20 protein-coding genes are annotated in these 18,414 nt (G+C 36.7%); 15 read left to right on the top strand and 5 right to left on the bottom strand.

Annotated elements, in window-relative coordinates; translation table 11 throughout:
- Nucleotides 1-348: 348 nt before the first annotated feature.
- The 8 genes from AM499_RS18620 to zupT all read left to right on the top strand — a co-directional run bounded on the left by AM499_RS18620 (nucleotide 349) and on the right by zupT (nucleotide 6,719).
- On the top strand, nucleotides 349-1,299 hold the full coding sequence (locus tag AM499_RS18620; RefSeq protein ID WP_053591603.1) for an ABC transporter permease: 951 nt from the start codon (nucleotides 349-351) through the stop codon (nucleotides 1,297-1,299).
- Nucleotides 1,292-2,245 carry an iron chelate uptake ABC transporter family permease subunit gene (locus tag AM499_RS18625; protein ID WP_053591604.1) on the top strand — a complete coding sequence of 318 codons (954 nt, stop codon included), beginning with the start codon at nucleotides 1,292-1,294 and terminating at the stop codon, nucleotides 2,243-2,245. Before AM499_RS18620 ends, AM499_RS18625 begins: the two co-directional genes overlap by 8 nt.
- Nucleotides 2,242-3,003: an iron ABC transporter ATP-binding protein gene (locus tag AM499_RS18630; RefSeq protein WP_053591605.1), complete on the top strand. Its 762-nt coding sequence runs from the start codon at nucleotides 2,242-2,244 to the stop codon at nucleotides 3,001-3,003. Before AM499_RS18625 ends, AM499_RS18630 begins: the two co-directional genes overlap by 4 nt.
- A gap of 20 nt (nucleotides 3,004-3,023) precedes the next feature.
- On the top strand, nucleotides 3,024-4,013 hold the full coding sequence (locus AM499_RS18635; RefSeq protein WP_053591606.1) for a siderophore ABC transporter substrate-binding protein: 990 nt from the start codon (nucleotides 3,024-3,026) through the stop codon (nucleotides 4,011-4,013).
- 1 nt (nucleotide 4,014) lies between these two features.
- Complete coding sequence (locus AM499_RS18640; RefSeq protein ID WP_053591607.1) at nucleotides 4,015-4,323, top strand: antibiotic biosynthesis monooxygenase family protein; 309 nt, start codon at nucleotides 4,015-4,017, stop codon at nucleotides 4,321-4,323.
- Between the two features lie 171 nt (nucleotides 4,324-4,494).
- Nucleotides 4,495-5,100 carry a phosphatase PAP2 family protein gene (locus AM499_RS18645; protein ID WP_053591608.1) on the top strand — a complete coding sequence of 202 codons (606 nt, stop codon included), beginning with the start codon at nucleotides 4,495-4,497 and terminating at the stop codon, nucleotides 5,098-5,100.
- A 68-nt stretch (nucleotides 5,101-5,168) separates the two neighbouring features.
- Nucleotides 5,169-5,822 (top strand): uracil-DNA glycosylase, encoded by a 654-nt coding sequence (locus AM499_RS18650; protein ID WP_053591609.1) that lies wholly within the window; start codon nucleotides 5,169-5,171, stop codon nucleotides 5,820-5,822.
- Between the two features lie 87 nt (nucleotides 5,823-5,909).
- Nucleotides 5,910-6,719, top strand: coding sequence for a zinc transporter ZupT (gene zupT, locus AM499_RS18655; RefSeq protein ID WP_053592286.1), 810 nt, complete (start codon nucleotides 5,910-5,912; stop codon nucleotides 6,717-6,719).
- 42 nt (nucleotides 6,720-6,761) lie between these two features.
- Here the strand turns inward: zupT and thrB are convergent, their stop codons facing one another.
- Complete coding sequence (gene thrB, locus AM499_RS18660) at nucleotides 6,762-7,685, bottom strand: homoserine kinase (protein ID WP_053591610.1); 924 nt, start codon at nucleotides 7,683-7,685, stop codon at nucleotides 6,762-6,764.
- Complete coding sequence (thrC, locus tag AM499_RS18665; protein ID WP_053591611.1) at nucleotides 7,682-8,737, bottom strand: threonine synthase; 1,056 nt, start codon at nucleotides 8,735-8,737, stop codon at nucleotides 7,682-7,684. Before thrC ends, thrB begins: the two co-directional genes overlap by 4 nt.
- A 174-nt stretch (nucleotides 8,738-8,911) precedes the next feature.
- Between thrC and AM499_RS18670 the strand changes: the two genes are divergently transcribed.
- From AM499_RS18670 to AM499_RS18685, 4 genes are all read left to right on the top strand, one after another.
- Complete coding sequence (locus tag AM499_RS18670) at nucleotides 8,912-10,123, top strand: MFS transporter (RefSeq protein ID WP_053591612.1); 1,212 nt, start codon at nucleotides 8,912-8,914, stop codon at nucleotides 10,121-10,123.
- Between the two features lie 102 nt (nucleotides 10,124-10,225).
- Nucleotides 10,226-10,750 carry a DNA topology modulation protein gene (locus AM499_RS18675; protein WP_442853776.1) on the top strand — a complete coding sequence of 175 codons (525 nt, stop codon included), beginning with the start codon at nucleotides 10,226-10,228 and terminating at the stop codon, nucleotides 10,748-10,750.
- Nucleotides 10,751-10,767: 17 nt separating this feature from the next.
- Nucleotides 10,768-12,039 carry an acetyl-CoA hydrolase/transferase family protein gene (locus AM499_RS18680; RefSeq protein ID WP_053591614.1) on the top strand — a complete coding sequence of 424 codons (1,272 nt, stop codon included), beginning with the start codon at nucleotides 10,768-10,770 and terminating at the stop codon, nucleotides 12,037-12,039.
- Between the two features lies 1 nt (nucleotide 12,040).
- Nucleotides 12,041-12,625 (top strand): DNA-3-methyladenine glycosylase, encoded by a 585-nt coding sequence (locus AM499_RS18685; protein ID WP_053591615.1) that lies wholly within the window; start codon nucleotides 12,041-12,043, stop codon nucleotides 12,623-12,625.
- 438 nt (nucleotides 12,626-13,063) lie between these two features.
- Here the strand turns inward: AM499_RS18685 and AM499_RS18690 are convergent, their stop codons facing one another.
- Nucleotides 13,064-13,864 carry a GNAT family N-acetyltransferase gene (locus AM499_RS18690; protein WP_053591616.1) on the bottom strand — a complete coding sequence of 267 codons (801 nt, stop codon included), beginning with the start codon at nucleotides 13,862-13,864 and terminating at the stop codon, nucleotides 13,064-13,066.
- A 144-nt stretch (nucleotides 13,865-14,008) separates the two neighbouring features.
- On the bottom strand, nucleotides 14,009-15,196 hold the full coding sequence (gene hmpA, locus AM499_RS18695; protein WP_053591617.1) for an NO-inducible flavohemoprotein: 1,188 nt from the start codon (nucleotides 15,194-15,196) through the stop codon (nucleotides 14,009-14,011).
- A 165-nt stretch (nucleotides 15,197-15,361) separates the two neighbouring features.
- On the opposite strand from hmpA, the gene AM499_RS18700 reads away from it, so the two are divergent.
- The 3 genes from AM499_RS18700 (at nucleotide 15,362) to AM499_RS18710 (ending at nucleotide 17,867) form a co-directional block, all read left to right on the top strand.
- The gene (locus AM499_RS18700) at nucleotides 15,362-15,811 is read left to right on the top strand and encodes an Rrf2 family transcriptional regulator (protein WP_053591618.1); all 450 of its coding nucleotides are present in this window, start codon (nucleotides 15,362-15,364) and stop codon (nucleotides 15,809-15,811) included.
- 38 nt (nucleotides 15,812-15,849) lie between these two features.
- Nucleotides 15,850-16,782 carry a manganese-dependent inorganic pyrophosphatase gene (locus tag AM499_RS18705; protein WP_053591619.1) on the top strand — a complete coding sequence of 311 codons (933 nt, stop codon included), beginning with the start codon at nucleotides 15,850-15,852 and terminating at the stop codon, nucleotides 16,780-16,782.
- 434 nt (nucleotides 16,783-17,216) lie between these two features.
- Entirely contained in the window at nucleotides 17,217-17,867 is a 651-nt protein-coding gene (locus AM499_RS18710) for a DsbA family oxidoreductase (RefSeq protein WP_053591620.1), read from the top strand.
- Nucleotides 17,868-18,007: 140 nt separating this feature from the next.
- Here AM499_RS18710 and AM499_RS18715 read toward each other — a convergent pair whose 3' ends face one another.
- Nucleotides 18,008-18,364 (bottom strand): DUF2500 domain-containing protein, encoded by a 357-nt coding sequence (locus tag AM499_RS18715; RefSeq protein ID WP_053591621.1) that lies wholly within the window; start codon nucleotides 18,362-18,364, stop codon nucleotides 18,008-18,010.
- Nucleotides 18,365-18,414: the final 50 nt, after the last annotated feature.

Raw genomic sequence — 18,414 nt, forward strand, 5'->3', positions numbered from 1 at the left:
GTGAGACAGATAAGACCTCACAAGCGGCGCGTAGCGGCGGTGATGGTTTATCGCTCACCCCGCGGAAAGCGTCCGCCTATAACGGAAATCAACTATACTTTACATTACTAAAATATATATTTCTTTAGTTTCCTTTAATTTGGTTCGTGTTTTTCAAGTAAATTTGAATTATGAAATTGCTTCATGTAAATAAAATAGGATGAACTGGCATATACGTGTATTATCAATTGAAAATCATTTTCATTTAAGCGTTGACTTGTTTTGTCAAGGTGCTATAATAAAAACTGTGAGTAAATGATAATGATTTTCACTATCGCCCTTTCACAAATAGAAATGTTGAGGATAGTTATGAAAAAAAGATATCTTGTAATTGCACTAGTCGCACTTTCTCTCTTATCTCTCTTTGTTGGTGTAACTAGAATCTCACCAATGGATTTGTTAGATATTACTTCGGAGGAGACACAAATATTTCTCATTAGTCGCTTACCTAGACTTATCGCCATAATACTTGCAGGAGCAGGGATGAGTATCGCAGGTTTAATAATGCAGAGTCTAAGTAGAAATAAATTTGTATCACCGACCACAGCTGGTACGCTTGATGCTACCCGCTTAGGTATTTTAATCTCCATGCTTGTATTTACAAATGCAACGTATATGCAAAAAATATCTTTTGCATTTATATTTGCACTAGCAGGTACATTGCTCTTTATGCAAATACTAAATCGGATTAAATTTAAGGATGCAATTTTTGTTCCGCTTGTAGGTCTGATGTTTGGAAATATTTTAGCCTCTATAACGACGTTTTTCGCTTACAAATCAAATATAATTCAAAATATCACCGTTTGGTTACAAGGAGACTTCTCTTTAATTTTAAAAGGTAGATATGAATTGCTTTACATAAGCGTACCAGTACTTATTATTGCCTATATTTACGCTAATCGCTTTACTGTAGCAGGAATGGGAGAGGATTTTGCAAAAAATCTCGGTCTTTCCTACAAAAGAGTATTAAATTTAGGTTTAGTGCTAGTTGCTTTGATCTCTACAACTGTTGTTTTGACAGTTGGAATGATTCCTTTTTTAGGATTAATCATCCCAAATATAGTATCCATATTTAAAGGAGATCATTTAGAAAAAACATTACCACATACTGCGTTGCTAGGAGTCATTTTCTTGTTGATATGCGATATTCTAGGTAGGGTATTAATCTTTCCTTATGAAATCCCGATTAGTATGACAGTTGGTGTAATCGGAAGTGCAATCTTCCTATTCTTGCTGTTTAGGGGGAAAGCATATGCGTAACAAAACAAAAATGATTATATTACTAGCTTTGGCAATAGTTTTTATAGTACTTTATTTGTTTCAAGGGTTGAATGGAAGCTATGATTATGCATTGCCACGTCGAGCTTTAAAGGTATTGGCGATGGGACTTACTGGAGTAGCGATTGCTTATTCTACGGTAATTTTCCAAACTATTACACATAATCGAATATTAACTCCAAGTGTAATGGGTCTGGATTCATTATACATGTTAGTACAGACATGTATTTATTACTTCTTTGGTTCAATGTCGATTTTAGTTATAAACAAAAACTATAATTTCTTTATTTCTGTTATAGCAATGATCGGATTTGCTCTGTTACTTTATCGCTTTTTGTTCAACGCAGGGAAACGCCCAATCTATTTCTTGCTACTTGTAGGGATTATATTAGGAACATTTTTAGGAAGTATTACAACTTTCCTTCAAGTACTTATTGATCCAAACGAGTTTACAAGTTTACAAAATAAGATGTTTGCAAGTTTTAACAACGTAAACGGTGATTTAGTTTGGTTAGCGATGGTTATTATCGTCTTAGCCATCCTATATGGTTGGCGCACGATTAGAGAGTTGGATGTAATGTCGCTAGGACGCGATAATGCTATTAATCTCGGTGTGGATTATGACAAAATAGTTAAAACGATGCTCGTACTATCAGCTGTTTTAATTGCTACTTCTACAGCGCTGGTTGGTCCTATTACATTCTTTGGCTTAATCGTCGCAAACTTATCGTACCAATTCTTCAACACATACAAGCATTCGGTATTAATTACTGGAGCTAGCATAATGAGTTTAATAGCACTAATTGGAGGACAGTGGATTGTAGAACGTATATTTACATTTGATACAACACTGAGCGTAATAATTAACTTTCTCGGAGGAATTTACTTCATTTATTTATTACTAAAGGAGAGTCGAGCTACATCATGATACAAGTTAAAGAAGTAACAAAGTATTTTTCTAAAAAGCCAGTAGTGGATAACGTAAGTGTTAATATCCAGTCAGGAAAAATTACATCCTTTATCGGACCTAATGGTGCTGGAAAATCTACACTTTTATCAATGGTTAGCCGCTTATTGGATGCAGACACAGGTGAAGTTCTACTAGATAAATCGAATGTTAGTAAATGGAAATCCGATGAGTTTTCTAAACGTGTATCCATATTAAAACAATCAAACTATATGAATGTACGCTTAACGATTCGTGAACTAGTGTCATTCGGCCGATTTCCTTATTCTAAAGGACGTTTAAATGCAGAAGACATGAAAATGGTCGACCAGGCTATTGAGTATATGAATTTAGCTGATATCGAGGATAGCTATTTAGATGAACTTTCTGGTGGTCAACGCCAACGCGCTTTTATCGCAATGGTTATTGCTCAAGATACGGAATACATCTTGCTAGATGAGCCATTAAATAATTTGGACATGAAGCATTCTGTACAAATTATGAAGATTCTTCGCAAGCTTGTAGAAGATCTAGGTAAAACGGTTGTCATCGTATTGCACGATATTAACTTTGCATCCGTGTATTCAGATTATATTGTCGCATTGAAGGACGGTCGTGTGATCAAAGACGGTCCTACTCATGAAATTATTAACTCTGATGCACTAAAAGAAATTTATGACATGGATATTCCAATACAAGAAATGAATAGCTGTCGAATTTGTGTTTATTTTAATTCATAAGAAAAAGGAGCGTTTAATAGATGAAAAACAAGAAATTTTTAGCGGTGATTTTCGCTATGCTAGTTCTATTACTTGCAGCGTGTGGATCAAACGAAGATGCGTCAACTAAAGAAGAAGGTACTTCAGAAGAAAAAACAGGATCAAACGAAGCATCATCAGTTTTCCCATTAACTATTCCTCAACCAGAGGGATATAAAGAAGTAACACTAGATAAAAAACCAGAAAATGTTGTTGTTTTTGACTATGGTTTTCTTGATACATTAGATGCACTAGGCGTTGATGTAACAGCTGTATCTCAAAGCAGCCTTCCTAAATACTTAAGCAAATATGCAGATGAAGCTGCATATAAAAATGCTGGAGCACTAAAAGAGCCAGACTTTGAAGCAATCAGCACGATGAATCCGGATGTAATTTTCATTTCTGGTCGTCAAGCAGACGCTTATGAAGAATTAAGTAAAATTGCTCCTACTGTTTATGTTGGAGTTGATACTACTGACTACATGAATTCATTCAAAGCTAATACTGAGTTAGCTGGTAAAATTTTCGGTAAAGAAGCAGAAGCAACAAAGGCATTAGAAGAAATTGATGCAAAGGTTGCAGAAATGTCAGAGAAAACAAAAAGCATTGAAGAAAAGGCTTTAGTAGTTCTTGCATCTGAAGGTGAACTAAGTGCATATGGTCCAGGTTCACGTTTTGGAATAGTACATGACGTGTACGGCTTTAAAGCAGTTGATGAAAATTTAGAAGTTTCTACACATGGTCAAAATGTTTCATATGAATATGTGTTAGAGAAAAATCCAGATATCCTATTCGTAGTAGACCGTGATGCAGTTGCCTCTGAGGGTGAGTCTGGCACAAAAGCGGCGATTGAAAATGAAATCGTAAGCAAAACAAATGCTGTTAAAAACGGTAAAGTATATTATTTGGATCCAGAAGCTTGGTACTTAGCAGGTGGCGGTATTGAATCGGAAAATGCAAAAATTGATGCAGTCCTAGAGGCAATTAAATAATATGTTTTACCAAATAAAACGGATGGTTATAAAAGAAGGTTTTTCGTCTAGTGTGGTAGAACGTTTTCAAGGAGAAGGAAAACTTGAAAAGCAACCGGGCTTTGAAAAGTTAGAAGTTCTAGTGAAAAAAGTTCGCCGTGGGGAAGAAGAAGTCCTTGTAGTAGTAGGTTGGAGATCAGAAGAGGACTGGAAGAATTGGGAGAAGAGTCCCGAGCATATTGCTGGTCACAAAGCGAATATAGGAAAGCCAAAGCCTGATTATATTATTGAATCCAGCCAAAATGTATATGAAGTAAAAGTAAGTAAATAATTTGAAATCCACAAGGTACACGTACCTTGTGGATTTTTTTCGGCAGAATCGATCAATCTTCATGTTAAGTCGCTCCATAAACGAACCGAATTGCTCTATTAATTGGATGCTTATATTTTAATTGTACATAATATATTATCTAGCTTATACTTTTTGTTAGGAGGGGATTTTGTGAAAAAATGGTTTTATCCACTCGGAGTAGTTACTTTGGTAGGATTTGTCATGTTGTTTCTAAAAGTTTCAAAAGAAGAAATTATAGCAATTGATCATACAATGTCCGAACTTCTTGCAGGAAATGCTTTTATAACTTTATTTCATTATATTGGCGAAACAAAGTTTATTTTAGTAGCTATGCTTCTATTAATTATCTATTTGTGGTTACATTCAAGAAATTATAGAGCTATGCTCTTTGTTTTATTTTCAGTAGGTGTAGGAAATGTGCTAAATCAATTATTAAAAAAGTGGATTCAAAGAGAACGACCAGATGTTCCTCATCAATTAGAGACCTTTAGTTTTCCTTCCGGCCATGCAATGGTTGGTTTACTTTATGTATTTACCATTACCTATTTATTGACAGAGCATCAGTCAAATAATAAAATCAAAATTTTTATGTGGATTTTGGCTGTTCTTCTTGCAATGATGATTGGTCTATCCCGTATTGCAGAGAGTCGTCATTATGCTTCAGATGTGTTTGCTGGATGGATGGTAGGGTATACATGGTTTGTAGTGGTTGCCTTATGGTACGAATGGAGAAAAAAGAGTTTTAAAAAAGAATAGAAACAAGGGTCCTTTCCTTTATGGAGAGGATTTTTTAACTTGTAGAATAAAAAAAGGAGCAAATGTATATGTTTGAGCTACCAGATGAACTAGTTAAACTTGGTAAAAAGAGAATAGAAGGTTTTCCTGTAGAAGGTTTTGTTAAGGGGAGAGGGCCGCAAACCCCTACAATTATGTTAATTGGGGAAGCGCCAGGAGAAAATGAGGCAGTTGAAGGTATACCTTTCATAGGAAGAGCAGGGAATGAATTAGCAAAATCACTTGCCACAATCAACCTAACGAGAGATGAAGTATATATGACGAGTGCTGTAAGAAGCAGACCATATTTGTGGAAAGAGAAGAAAATGAGAAATGGGGAAATAACGAAAAGAAAATATAATAGGCCACCTACTCAGCAGGAAATAATTGCTCACGCACCACTTCTCGATTTTGAATTAAAAAATATTTCCCCACTCGTTATTGTAACTTTAGGCAATGTAGGACTCCAGCGTCTATTAGGAAAGGAAGCAAGGGTGTCAGAGATGCATGGCCAAATCATAAAACATCCAGTCCAACACCTTGCTTCACTAAAAGAAAGTGTATATAAATGGTCTACAGAGGAATATATTATAATGCCTACGTATCATCCAGCTGCAGTTTTTTACCGCCCATCTAATCGAGATATATTAGAAGAAGATTGGTTAAATATTGGAGAGTATATTAAAAAATCTACTGCATTTTAATGTTTTCTTCAATTGAAAATTGTTGTGTCAAGGAAACTTAATGCGTATAATAAAGTGGAAATCATTGATGAGAAAGAAGTTGGTACAATGGAAGGCAATGTTGTTTTTGCACTATTACTTACATTGTTTGCGGGATTAGCAACAGGAATAGGCAGTTTGCTATCTTTGTTAACTTCTCGAACAAATACTAAATTTTTATCTGTTGCGTTAGGATTCTCGGCAGGTGTAATGATATATGTATCTTTAGTTGAAATATTTGTGAAAGCAAAAGTTTCATTAGTAGCGGAGCTAGGCGAGAAAAATGGTTATTGGATGACCATTGTTGGTTTTTTTTGTGGGATGATTTTTATTGCGATTATTGACCGTTTATTACCTTCCCTTGGTAACCCACATGACGCTAAAAGTGTAGAAGATATGGATGTGACACCAACTAATGCTGAATACACAAAACTAATGAAAATGGGTATGTTTACTGCACTCGCCATCGGAATACACAACTTTCCAGAGGGAATTGCAACATTTGCTTCTGCGTTGCAAGATCCAAATCTAGGGATTGCCATAGCGATAGCTGTAGCTATTCATAATATTCCAGAAGGGATTGCGGTTGCTGTTCCTATTTATTATGCGACTGGAAATCGTAAAAAAGCATTTAAATTATCATTTCTTTCGGGACTTGCAGAGCCTGTGGGTGCGTTTGTTGCATACTTAATATTAATGCCATTCTTAAACGGTGTAGTTTTCGGTGTAGTATTTGCCGCTGTTGCAGGAATTATGGTGTTTATTTCGTTAGATGAACTATTACCAGCTGCAAGAAAATACGATGAAGCGCATTCTTCTATTTACGGTGTCGTAGCTGGAATGCTTGTAATGGCACTTAGTCTAGTTTTAATGGCATAGAAAAGAAAATGTTTCAAATGTATAAAGGCAGTGCAGTTCTCATTAAGAGAGAACCGCACTGCCTTTTTTATTTTTTAATGCAACAATTCCTGTCCGATTGATTGACACTGGTACAAGTTGAAAGTTAGGGAATATACCACTTAACTTAGAGATAAAGTCTTCTTCTGTTCCTCTTTCCACCAAAGAGAGAAGGGTAGGTCCAGCTCCACTTATACAGGTTCCGTATGCACCGGCTTTTTTCGCAGCAATTTTAATCTCTTTGCTTTCTGGAATAAGGTTTAGACGGTATGGTTCGTGGAATAAATCCTGTTCCATATACACACCAGCTTGTTCAAACGATTGAGATAGAAGAGCGGCTATTAATAAATTTGCAGCAGCACTTGCTTGTGCTGCAATTTTACGTGTATAAGTTTCAGGCAAGGCATTTCTTGCTTTTTCTGTTTTTAATTCAAAGTTTGGAATGAACAAAACAAAAGCAGCACCAATATTGGCTGTATGAAATACGTGAATTTCTCCATTTTCAGCACAAGAAGAAATAGTAAAGCCACCGAAAATAGAGGCAGCTGCATTGTCAGGATGTCCTTCCATTGACGTTGCTACTTTTAGCTTGTCTTGTGAAGTAAGCTGAAGATCGAGCACTTGGTTAGCGACTTCTATTCCAGCCACAATCGCAGAAGCACTACTCCCCATCCCGCGAGCGAGGGGGATTTCACTTTTGACTTCTAAGTGGCAGGCAGGTAATTCTAATCCGTGTATTTGTGCAGTTTTTTGTGCAGCTTGCATGATTAAATGATTTTGTGGATCTGGTACTTCTGGAAGATTATCTGTTAAATTATCAATCTTCCATTTCTCAGAAACTTCCACGTCTACTTCTAAGTATTTATCCAATGCTATTCCTATTGAATCAAAACCGGGGCCTAAGTTAGCGGTGCTTGCAGGTATTAAAATGGACCATTTGTTACTCATAAAACTCCCTCAATGTATTGACGAATTTCTTCCTCGTCATTTTTTAATGAAACTAACTCAACTGTAGATACATTCATCGCTGTATCTGGATCTTTTAAACCGTTACCAGTAAAAACAGTAACCACTTTACTTCCTGCGGAGATTTTTCCACTTTTCACTGATTTAATAACTCCTGCTAAAGAAGCAGCAGATCCAGGCTCTACAAATATCCCTTCGCGATTAGCGATTAATTGATAAGCGTTTAGAATTTCTTCGTCTGTGACAGAATCAATAATACCACCAGATTCGTCTCGTGCCGCTTCAGCTAAAGACCAGCTTGCAGGATTCCCAATACGAATCGCTGTTGCAACTGTTTCTGGATTAGCAATTGGAGCACCTTGAACGATTGCAGCAGAGCCTTCAGCTTCAAAACCGAACATTTTAGGTAGACCTGATTGTTTTACTTCATTATATTCTTTGAAGCCTTTCCAATAAGCGCTTATGTTACCGGCATTTCCAACTGGAATACACAGAAAGTCAGGTGAAGAGCCTAAAGTGTCGACAATTTCAAAAGCAGCTGTTTTTTGACCTTCTATTCTATATGGATTGACAGAGTTAACTAAAGCGACGGGTGATGTTTCACTAACTTTCCTAACAATTTGTAGTGCATCATCAAAGTTCCCGTCAATTTCAATTATTTTAGCTCCATACATACATGCCTGAGCTAATTTACCAAGTGCGACTTTTCCTTTTGGGATGACGACAATCGATTTTATTCCTGCACGAGCAGCGTATGCTGATGCAGCTGCCGATGTATTTCCTGTAGATGCACAAATGACACATTCACTGCCATCTTCAATTGCTTTAGCAACAGCGAAAACCATACCTCGGTCTTTAAATGATCCAGTAGGATTTGCACCTTCTACTTTTCCGTAAAGTTCAATACCGAGTTCTTTTGACAAGTTATTTAATTTTATAAGAGGCGTATTTCCCTCGTGTAATGTTAAATTTGGTGTTTTATCTGTTACAGGTAAAAACTCTTTGTATTCTTCGATTAAACCTTGCCAAGCCATGTTGTGTTCCGCCTCTCTGTTCTTCTTGAATAAACATATGTATTTGTATAAAGGACATTTTACCTTAATAAAGCTTAAAAAACAAGATAAACTTTCTATTGAAAGTTTGCTAAACGAGCATTATACTAATCATGTAAACAAAAAACATTACAGGTGTAAAGACAGGAGAAGGAAATGGCTACTATAAAGGAACACAAACCCCTATCAAAAAATAAATTACTTGGCATTGCGGGTCTTGCTTGGATGTTTGATGCAATGGATGTAGGAATTCTATCCTTTGTTATTGCAGCGCTTGCTACCGAATGGAGTTTGACTCCTGGTGAGATGGGCTGGATTGGAAGTATAAATTCAATAGGGATGGCTGTTGGTGCATTGGTATTTGGAGTACTTGCAGATAAAGTAGGTCGTAAAAAAGTATTTATGATTACATTGGTCTTGTTCTCTGTGGCAGGGGGTTTATCAGCTCTCACCACTACATTGGCTGCATTTTTAATTCTACGATTTTTTGTTGGAATGGGGCTAGGAGGAGAATTACCGGTTGCATCCACGCTTGTTTCTGAAAGTGTCGAAGCAAAAGAACGAGGTAGAGTAGTAGTATTACTTGAAAGTTTTTGGGCAGCGGGCTGGCTTTTATCAGCACTAATTTCTTACTTTATAATTTTAAATTACGGTTGGAGAATAGGTTTAATTATTACGGCACTACCAGCGTTTTATGCAATTTATTTACGTTTAAAGTTACCAGACTCTCCGCGTTTTGTATCAAATGAAACACAATCAAGATCAATTATGCAAAATATGAAAGATGTATGGTCGAAAAAATATGCAAAAAGAACACTCATGCTTTGGATTGTCTGGTTTATGGTAGTCTTTTCGTATTATGGAATGTTCTTATGGTTACCAAGTGTAATGGTAATGAAGGGATTCGATTTGATAAAAAGTTTTGAATATGTATTAATAATGACTCTTGCTCAATTACCTGGCTACTTTACAGCTGCTTGGTTAATTGAAAAGGCAGGTCGTAAATTTGTACTGATAACGTTTTTACTAGGAACAGCAGCGAGTGCACTAGTTTTTGGTTCCGCTGATTCAACAGCTATATTAATCATTTCAGGTATGCTCCTTTCATTTTTTAACTTAGGAGCTTGGGGTGCTTTGTATGCTTATTCACCAGAACAATACCCTACAGTAATTCGCGGAACTGGTTCCGGAATGGCTGCATCCGTTGGGCGTATTGGCGGGATTTTAGGACCTTTGTTGGTTGGTACTCTTGTAACTGCTGGATACGACATTGGTTTTATCTTTGGCATTTTCTGTGTGGCCATAGTAATTGGCGTTTTAGCAGTACTCTTCCTTGGTACAGAAACAAAACAATTGGAATTAGACTAACTAAATAGATAAAACCTGTTCCTTAAATGGAGCAGGTTTTATTTTGTTTCATTCCCAATAACATAGTAAAATGAAAGAATGGAACTACGGGAGGTGCAGGACTTGGGGAATCTACGTCATAAACGAATTCTTATTATCGGTTCAAGTGGTGCAGGCAAATCGACCTTATCAAGAAAGCTTGCTGAACAATGGAAATTGCCAATTGTCCATCTGGATGCCCTTTTTTGGAATCCCGGATGGGTACCTACACCAAAACAAGCATTTCGCGAAAAAATTCAGACCAAACTAGAGGGAAATGAGTGGATTATCGATGGCAATTTTGACTCTACTTTGGCATTAAGAGCTAAATACGCAGATTTAATCATCTTCTTAGATTTTCCTCGGTACCTCTGTACGTATCGAGTTTTCAAGAGAGCATGGGAGTACAGAGGTAAAACACGTCCTGATATGGGTGCCGGGTGTGAAGAAAAAATAGATTTAGAGTTTGCTCAATGGGTATGGCGTTTTCCAAAAGATGTCCGCCCAGGTATATTAAAAGTATTAAGAGAAGCAAGTAACGTTGATATATGTATATTAAGAAATCCGGTGGAAGTGAAAGCCTTTATTGATACTGCCCCGAGTAGATAAATGTAGGAGGAACAGCTATGAGAGACAAACAACTATCGGAGAGGCGAATTATCGAACTAATTGAAAAGGATGCCGATATCATTCTCCCGTTAACGAATGGAGAGCCACATAAATTACTTGATATTTTGGAAGAAAATACGGATGCTTTAACTAATGTGAAAATTCATCAGTTACTCGCATTAAAGCATCGAAAGTATATGGAAGGTGCATTCCCTGGAAAGCTTAGTCATGTATCCTATTTTTTAAGTGGTGCTACTCGGAATATGTTTCACCAAGGATTAGTAGACCTAGTGCCAAATCATTTTCACGAAATGCCGAAGATTTTAAGACAATCGACCAATTTATCGATGATTATGGCAGTTGCTTCTCCGATGGATGAATATGGATACTTTTCACTAGGTACTCAAGCGGACATTGTGTCTGAATTTATTGGAAAGGTTCCTTTCCTATTAGAAGTAAATAAACATATGCCTCGTACATTTGGTGAAAATCAAATACATATAAGCCAAATAGAAGGTTTTGTTGAAAACGATCGTCCTCTTTTTGAAGATATTTCTCCGCCAATTGGTGATAAGGATATGAGAATAGCTTCTTATGTAGCAGAAAGTATTCAAAATGGGGACACTTTACAAATCGGAATCGGCTCCATTCCTAACGCAGTAGTAAGTTTACTGAAAGATCATAGACATTTAGGCATTCATACAGAAATGTTTGTAGATGGAATAGTGGATCTTGTGGAAGCTGGTGCAATAGACGGGACGCAAAAGTTTACAAATAAAGGGAAGATAATAGCGACCTTTGCACATGGATCCAATAAAATCTATAACTTCTTGCATAACAATCCTGCTGTTCAATTTTTGCCAGTAAGTATAGTTAATGATCCTAGGGAAATTGCAAAGGAAGAACGAATCGTTTCTATTAATGCTACGACAGAAGTTGACTTATTTGGTCAATGTGCATCGGAAACGGTTGCCGGAAAATATTACTCCTCAACGGGAGGACAAGCTGACTTTGCAAGAGGAGTGCGTTTTGCAAAGGAAGGAAAAGGCTTTGTATGTATGACATCTACTGCAAAAAATGATGAGATTTCTCGGATACAACTAAGACTTTCCCCTGGATCGGTCGTTACAACGTCTAAGAACGATATTGATACAATTGTTACAGAATATGGAGTAGCGAAAATGTTTGGTAAGCCAATTTCTGAGCGTGCAAAACAACTCATATCAATAGCGCATCCTAAATTTAGAGAAGAACTAACTTTTGAAGCGAAGCAAATGGGGTTTATTTAAAGTGAAACCAATAGACGCATCATTTTTTCATCAACCAACATTAGAGCTAGCTAGAAACTTAATAGGAAAGAATATAGTTCATGAGCATGGAAGAGGGCTAATTGTAGGTAAAATAGTTGAGACGGAAGCCTATATGGGACCTGAAGATCGTGCAGCGCACAGCTTTGGAAACAGAAGAACAAAACGAACAGAAGTAATGTTTGGTGGGCCAGGGCTTATATACACGTATCAAATGCATACACATACACTGATTAATGTTGTAGCAGGTATAGAGGGCATCCCCAATGCAATATTAATTCGAGCTGTTGAACCTGTAGAAGGATTAGAGCTAATGAAAGAATTTCGTAACAATCTACCAATGAAGCAGTGGACAAATGGCCCCGGGAAATTAACGAAAGCTATGGGAATCACTATGGAATATTACGGTAAACATTGGACGGAAAAGCCTTTATTTATTGCAGAAGGTAGTGAGGTGTCGTTCATATCAACAGGTCCTCGGATTGGTATCGAAAACAGTGGGGAAGCTGTGCATTACCCTTATCGTTTTTGGGAAACGGACAATCCCTTTGTATCTAAAATGAGATGAACCTGCTGTAATCAAAAGATAGCGTCATATCGAAAGTCAAGAAAAAATACCGACCAGAAATGGTCGGTATTTCAGATAGTGACAAACTCAATTTTGGGTGCATAGAGTTGTATATTAAATTCGGCAAAGACCACCACTTCGCTTTCCGGGGCTTGGCTTCAGCCTCCTAGGCCAACACGATGTTGGTCATGCAATCGTTGCCGCAGGATGTGGCGAACTTAGATTGCCTTCCCCTTAACTGCGGGGTCTTCTGCTCAAGCTGTTCCCACAGGAGTCTTCGTGGTTATCCTTGCCTTATAAACAATTACTTATAGATATCTACTATCTATACTTTTAATTGGATAGAGCAAACTCTTTTGGAAGATCTAAGCGTTTATTAAAATACTTTTGTCGTGAAATCTGAAATACCGACCAGAAATGGTCGGTATTTTATATGAATTAGATAAGTTTTCCCATATAATATTCATCTACGAAATGTCCATTAATGATAAGTGCATTTTTACGGTCGCCTTCTTTTTCAAAACCAAGCTTTTTATATAGTTTTTGAGCACCTATATTTTCTTTAATAACAGACAGTTCAAGCTTGGATATTCCTACTTCTTTAGCCCATTTTTCTCCATGTACCATTAAGGAAGAGGCAATTCCCTTTTTAGAGAATTCTTGTTTCACACCGATTACTACAGAAGCTCTATGCAAAGCACGTGGTGCTGGTCCACCCGTAAACAATACATATCCAGCGAACTGCCCGTTCATAATAGCTAAAAGTAAATTAGAGTTTTCGATATTTTTCCATGCTGTCATCTCTTTTCGGATACTCTGTACTGTCATTTGAATATCAGATTTTCCATACAACATAAAATCAGTTTCCGAAAATATGGTTTCTTGCAAACGAATAAATGAACGGGCATCATCTAACTCTGCTTCTCGTATGATCAGAATGTCCTGGTGGTTATTTACATCATCCATTATCGAATCGGTTTCGAGAACCGTACTATGAAATAAAACAGATTTTCCTAGGTCTACTTTTTTTACTGAGTAACCATGGTCTGTCCAAGCGAAATAATGTAATGCAGGAGGCTTTGTTTTTTTCCACCAACTACTACTTAAATAAGCTGCATTAGGTAGTACTTGTCCGATGATTGCTTCAATTTCTGCATATGTTAATCTAATCTCTTTGTTCGTCGATTGTTGAAAGAAAGTGGAAAGGGGAATATATTTGCTTTCAAATATTTTAGGCATTATTTCACTCATTTCATAATTTATAGGCTAAGTATAGCATCAATTGTAAGACATGCGCACTACTAAAAGCTTATTTTAACGTCAATTTATTCCTATAAAAAGAAGTGTTACTTCATAACGAAGTAACACTTCTTTTTAAGAATATTATGCTTGTACTAAATCTAGCTGTAAAGCAGGTCCAAAGAATTCATAGTGAATTTGTTCATTTACAAAGCCTAACTCTAGTAAATGATTGATCATTGCTTCCATAAATCCAACTGGGCCACAAACATAGACATCTCCATCTTTACGTGCATGTTCTTTTAATACATCCTTCGTTATGAAGCCATCCCCACTATCAGAATATAGAGTAACATATTTTGCATCATCCATTGTTTCCATTAAAGAACGAATATCTTGGTCGAATGGATGTAAGTTTTCATTCCGAGCACTATAAAGGAAGGATACTGGTCGATTTGGTTGAGTCTTAGCTACTGTTTCGAACATACTCATCATTGGTGTGATACCAACTCCTCCGCTTAAGAATGTTACAGGAGTTGTTTTTTCTGGATCTAAAACGAATTCACCAGCTGGAGCAGTAAGTTCAACTATATCTCCAATATTAACATTATTGTGGAGGTGAACAGAAACTTTTCCTTCTGGATTATTTTCATCTTCTTTTTTCACTGAAATACGAAATGATTCTGAATCAGCTGCTTTAGATAAGCTATACTGTCTGTTCATCAAATACGTTTCGCCTGGAATGATCACACGAATCGTAATGAATTGTCCAGGCTCATAAGAAGGAACCGTAGATCCATCTGCTGGTTTTAAATAAAATGAAGTAATGTTTTCACTTTCTTTTACTTTATCTGCAATAACGAAGTCTTTAAAGAATCTCCAACCGCCATCTTTTGACTCTGCTGCTACATACATTTCTTCTTCGATGCCTATAAAAGCATCTGCGATAACTCCATATGCTTCTGCCCAAGCATTAATGATATCGTCAGTAGCAGCATCTCCTAATACTTCTTTGATTGCGCCAAGTAGATGCTCACCTACAATTGGATAATGTTCGGGTTTAATGCCTAAACTTACGTGTTTTTGTCCTATTTGTTTCACCACTGGAATAATTGCCGCTAAATTATCAATATGGGTTGCTGCTGCGTATACAGTGTTAGCTAGCGCGGTTTGTTGACGACCTTTTGCTTGGTTAGCATGATTGAAAATATTTAAAAGCTCTGGGTGTGCGTTAAACATATTTTTATAAAAAGCTGTGGTTATTGCAACTCCATGAACTTCTAATACAGGTGCTGTTGATTTTACGATATCAATTGTTTTTTGAGATAACATAATTTACACGTCCTTTTATTTTATTTACAAATACAGAGTACTCCTAGCCATTTTTTAAAGCAATATTTAAAATACATCTTTAAAGTAGATGTAATATTTCAGACACATTTCTTTCACGATTCAGACATAGTCGTTTATAATGATTAGTAGAATGGCGGTGGAAAAATGAGATTGACTATGTATACAGATTTCTCACTTCGTGTGTTAATATACTTGGGAACCAAAAATAGAGATGAACTTTCTACAATACAAGAAATATCCACTGCTTATGGAATATCAAAGAATCACTTGATGAAGGTGACTTATGAATTAGGGAAACTTGGTTATATAGAAACAATCCGTGGCCGAGGTGGTGGAATTCGGTTGGCAATGGAGCCGGAAAATATCAATATAGGACAAGTTGTAAGGAATACAGAAGATGATTTCCATCTCGTTGAATGCTTCGATTGTCATTCGAACTCCTGCGTAATTACGCCGGTTTGTGGACTAAAAGGTGCATTAAATAGGGCTTTGCAAGCTTATTTTAAAGTGCTGGACGAATATACATTGGCAGATTTTTTACTTCAAAAACATTTGTTAGCAAATTTACTTTTTAAAGAGCAACAGGATATATGATAAAATAAGTTCGGAATTGATTTTTAGGAGGATTATTCATGGAAAAAGTATTAGTTTTTGGTCATAAAAACCCTGATACAGACACAATCACATCAGCAATCGTATATGCATATTTAAAAAATGCCATTGGGGTAGAAGCTGAGGCGGTTGCTTTAGGTGAAGTGAACAATGAAACAAAGTTTGCTCTTGAAAAATTCGGATTTGAAGCACCTCGAATTATTGGGGATGTTTCGAGTGAAGCGAAGAAAGTGATTTTAGTGGATCACAATGAAAAACAACAAAGTGCAGATGGTATTGAAAATGTGCAGGTAACGGAAGTTATCGACCATCACCGTATTGCAAACTTTGAAACAGCAGATCCATTATACTATCGTGCAGAACCAGTAGGATGTACTGCAACTATATTAAATAAAATTTTTAAAGAAAAAGGTGTAGAAATCCCAGCAAACATTGCTGGATTAATGCTTTCTGCAATCGTTTCAGATTCTTTATTATTTAAATCACCAACATGCACGGAAGAAGACATTGCCGCTGCTCGTGAACTAGAAGCAATTGCTCGTGTAAACGCGGAAGAGTATGGACTAGCTATGTTGAAAGCAGGTGCTGATTTAAGTGATAAGAGCCTGGAGGACCTTCTTTCATTAGACGCAAAAGAATTCGTTATGGGTGAGTACAAAGTAGTCATTGCACAAGTAAATGCTGTAGACGTAAATGACGTAATGAATCGTAGAGCAGAGCTGGAAGACTTAATTAATCTTGAAATTCAAGAAAAAGAATTAGATCTATTTTTCTTTGTAGTAACGGATATTCTAAACAATGATTCCGTAGCACTAGCACTTGGTAAGTTGGCGTTAAAAGCAGAAGCTGCCTTTAATGTAAAATTCGATGATAACAATATTGCATTACTGAAAGGCGTAGTATCTCGTAAAAAACAAGTAGTACCAGCCTTGACTGAAGCGCTAGCATTATAATTGTAGAAAATGGCTATCTCTTGGATGAAGAGATAGCTTTTTTATTTGGAAACGTAATGCATCTCAGAAAATCTCGAGTGAATCTCAGAAAATCCCGAGTGGATCTCAGAAAATCTCGGAGTATCTCAGAAATCTCGGTGGATCTCAGAAAATCTCGGTGGATCTCAGAAAATCTCGGTGGATCTCAGAAAATCCTGGAGGTATCTCAGAAAATCTCGAGTGGATCTCAGAAAATTCTAGGGGTATCTCAGAAAATCTGGAGGTATCTCAGAAATCCCGGGGAATCTCAGTAAATCTCCTGTGTATCTCAGAAAATCATGGAGTATCTCAGAAATCCCCAGGTATCCCCGAGAATCTAAGATCTCAAATTTTTAGAGAGCATTAAAATTGTTGAATACTTAAGAAGTCTTTACAATGTAATGGAGGTGAGAATAATGAAAATTGAAGTATGGTCAGATTTTGTTTGTCCTTTTTGTTATATAGGAAAAAGACGTTTGGAAGAAGCTCTAGAGCAGGCTGGGTATGCAAGTCAAGCAGAGGTTGAATTTAAGAGCTTTGAGTTGGATCCGAATTCTCCTAAAATATCGGACCAAAGCATGTATGAAGTGCTTGCTGAAAAGTATGGATCTACTGTGGAAGCAGCTAAAGGAATGACTGCACAAGTAGCGGAGCAAGCAAAAACAGTTGGTCTCGATTACAATTTTGACATTATGAAGCCGGCAAACACGTTAGATGCACACCGTCTGGTGAAGTGGGCAACCGAACAAGGGAAGGCTGCAGAAGCCAATGAATTGTTACTGCACTCTTATTTTATTGAAGGTAAAGAGATTGGCAAACACGAGGTTCTCCTTGATTTAATTGATTCTCTTGGATTACCTAGAGATGAAGCGGAAGAAGTGTTGAATTCCAATAAGTATTTGACAGAGGTTCGTCTTGATATCGCTAAAGCTGGACAAATTGGCGTGCGCGGGGTTCCATTTTTTGTTTTAAATGATAAGTATGCAATTTCTGGTGCACAACCACTTGAAACGTTTGTTGGTGCATTGAATAAAGTTGCGGAAGAAGAAGGATTACAAGCTAAATAATATACAAAAAATCAGTAGGAGAAATTCTGCTGGTTTTTTATTTTGCGTTAGTTTTTTAATGAAATAGGGTATAACAATCTATGTAAAATTGAGGGGATAAGATAAAAAAACGTGCAGCAGATGCGCTTGCACGTTTTTCCTTAACTTCTTCTCTCAAAACTTAAAAATCTAGTGCCTTGAAAAGTAAGAACACCTAAATCGTCTTCAGCGAGCATACCGTATTCTTGCCCGCTAACGTGAAGCTCCATTCGATCCCCACTTTCTACTTGAAATGTTACGTAATACGAAGTAGAAGCAGAACTATTTCCAGAACCACCGCGTGTATCGGAACGTTTTGCTACTACCTGAGTTGGCACAGAAAGCTTTGGAGAATTATTGTTTTTATTCCACTGGGATATGCTTTTTATGATAGTGAAAATAATAAGTCCAAATACCAAAATGAAAATTAGACCGATGAATATGGGTATACCCCCAAAGAAAAAGCCTAAGTTATCCATTTTAAACCCCCTAATAAAAAAACTGTTTTTTTCTTATACGTAAATAATTG

It is taken from the genome of Bacillus sp. FJAT-22090 (assembly GCF_001278755.1).
Classification (GTDB): domain Bacteria; phylum Bacillota; class Bacilli; order Bacillales_A; family Planococcaceae; genus Psychrobacillus.

Excerpts from the sequence above, each read along its gene's own strand:
- AM499_RS18620 (WP_053591603.1), top strand. The coding sequence starts at position 349 with ATGAAAAAAAGATATCTTGTAATTGCACTAGTCGCACTTTCTCTCTTA.
- AM499_RS18625 (WP_053591604.1), top strand. The coding sequence starts at position 1,292 with ATGCGTAACAAAACAAAAATGATTATATTACTAGCTTTGGCAATAGTT.
- AM499_RS18630 (WP_053591605.1), top strand. The coding sequence starts at position 2,242 with ATGATACAAGTTAAAGAAGTAACAAAGTATTTTTCTAAAAAGCCAGTA.
- AM499_RS18635 (WP_053591606.1), top strand. The coding sequence starts at position 3,024 with ATGAAAAACAAGAAATTTTTAGCGGTGATTTTCGCTATGCTAGTTCTA.
- AM499_RS18640 (WP_053591607.1), top strand. The coding sequence starts at position 4,015 with ATGTTTTACCAAATAAAACGGATGGTTATAAAAGAAGGTTTTTCGTCT.
- AM499_RS18650 (WP_053591609.1), top strand. The coding sequence starts at position 5,169 with ATGTTTGAGCTACCAGATGAACTAGTTAAACTTGGTAAAAAGAGAATA.
- zupT (WP_053592286.1), top strand. The coding sequence starts at position 5,910 with ATGGAAGGCAATGTTGTTTTTGCACTATTACTTACATTGTTTGCGGGA.
- thrB (WP_053591610.1), bottom strand. The coding sequence starts at position 7,685 with ATGAGTAACAAATGGTCCATTTTAATACCTGCAAGCACCGCTAACTTA.
- thrC (WP_053591611.1), bottom strand. The coding sequence starts at position 8,737 with ATGGCTTGGCAAGGTTTAATCGAAGAATACAAAGAGTTTTTACCTGTA.
- AM499_RS18670 (WP_053591612.1), top strand. The coding sequence starts at position 8,912 with ATGGCTACTATAAAGGAACACAAACCCCTATCAAAAAATAAATTACTT.
- AM499_RS18680 (WP_053591614.1), top strand. The coding sequence starts at position 10,768 with ATGAGAGACAAACAACTATCGGAGAGGCGAATTATCGAACTAATTGAA.
- AM499_RS18690 (WP_053591616.1), bottom strand. The coding sequence starts at position 13,864 with ATGCCTAAAATATTTGAAAGCAAATATATTCCCCTTTCCACTTTCTTT.
- hmpA (WP_053591617.1), bottom strand. The coding sequence starts at position 15,196 with ATGTTATCTCAAAAAACAATTGATATCGTAAAATCAACAGCACCTGTA.
- AM499_RS18700 (WP_053591618.1), top strand. The coding sequence starts at position 15,362 with ATGAGATTGACTATGTATACAGATTTCTCACTTCGTGTGTTAATATAC.
- AM499_RS18705 (WP_053591619.1), top strand. The coding sequence starts at position 15,850 with ATGGAAAAAGTATTAGTTTTTGGTCATAAAAACCCTGATACAGACACA.
- AM499_RS18710 (WP_053591620.1), top strand. The coding sequence starts at position 17,217 with ATGAAAATTGAAGTATGGTCAGATTTTGTTTGTCCTTTTTGTTATATA.
- AM499_RS18715 (WP_053591621.1), bottom strand. The coding sequence starts at position 18,364 with ATGGATAACTTAGGCTTTTTCTTTGGGGGTATACCCATATTCATCGGT.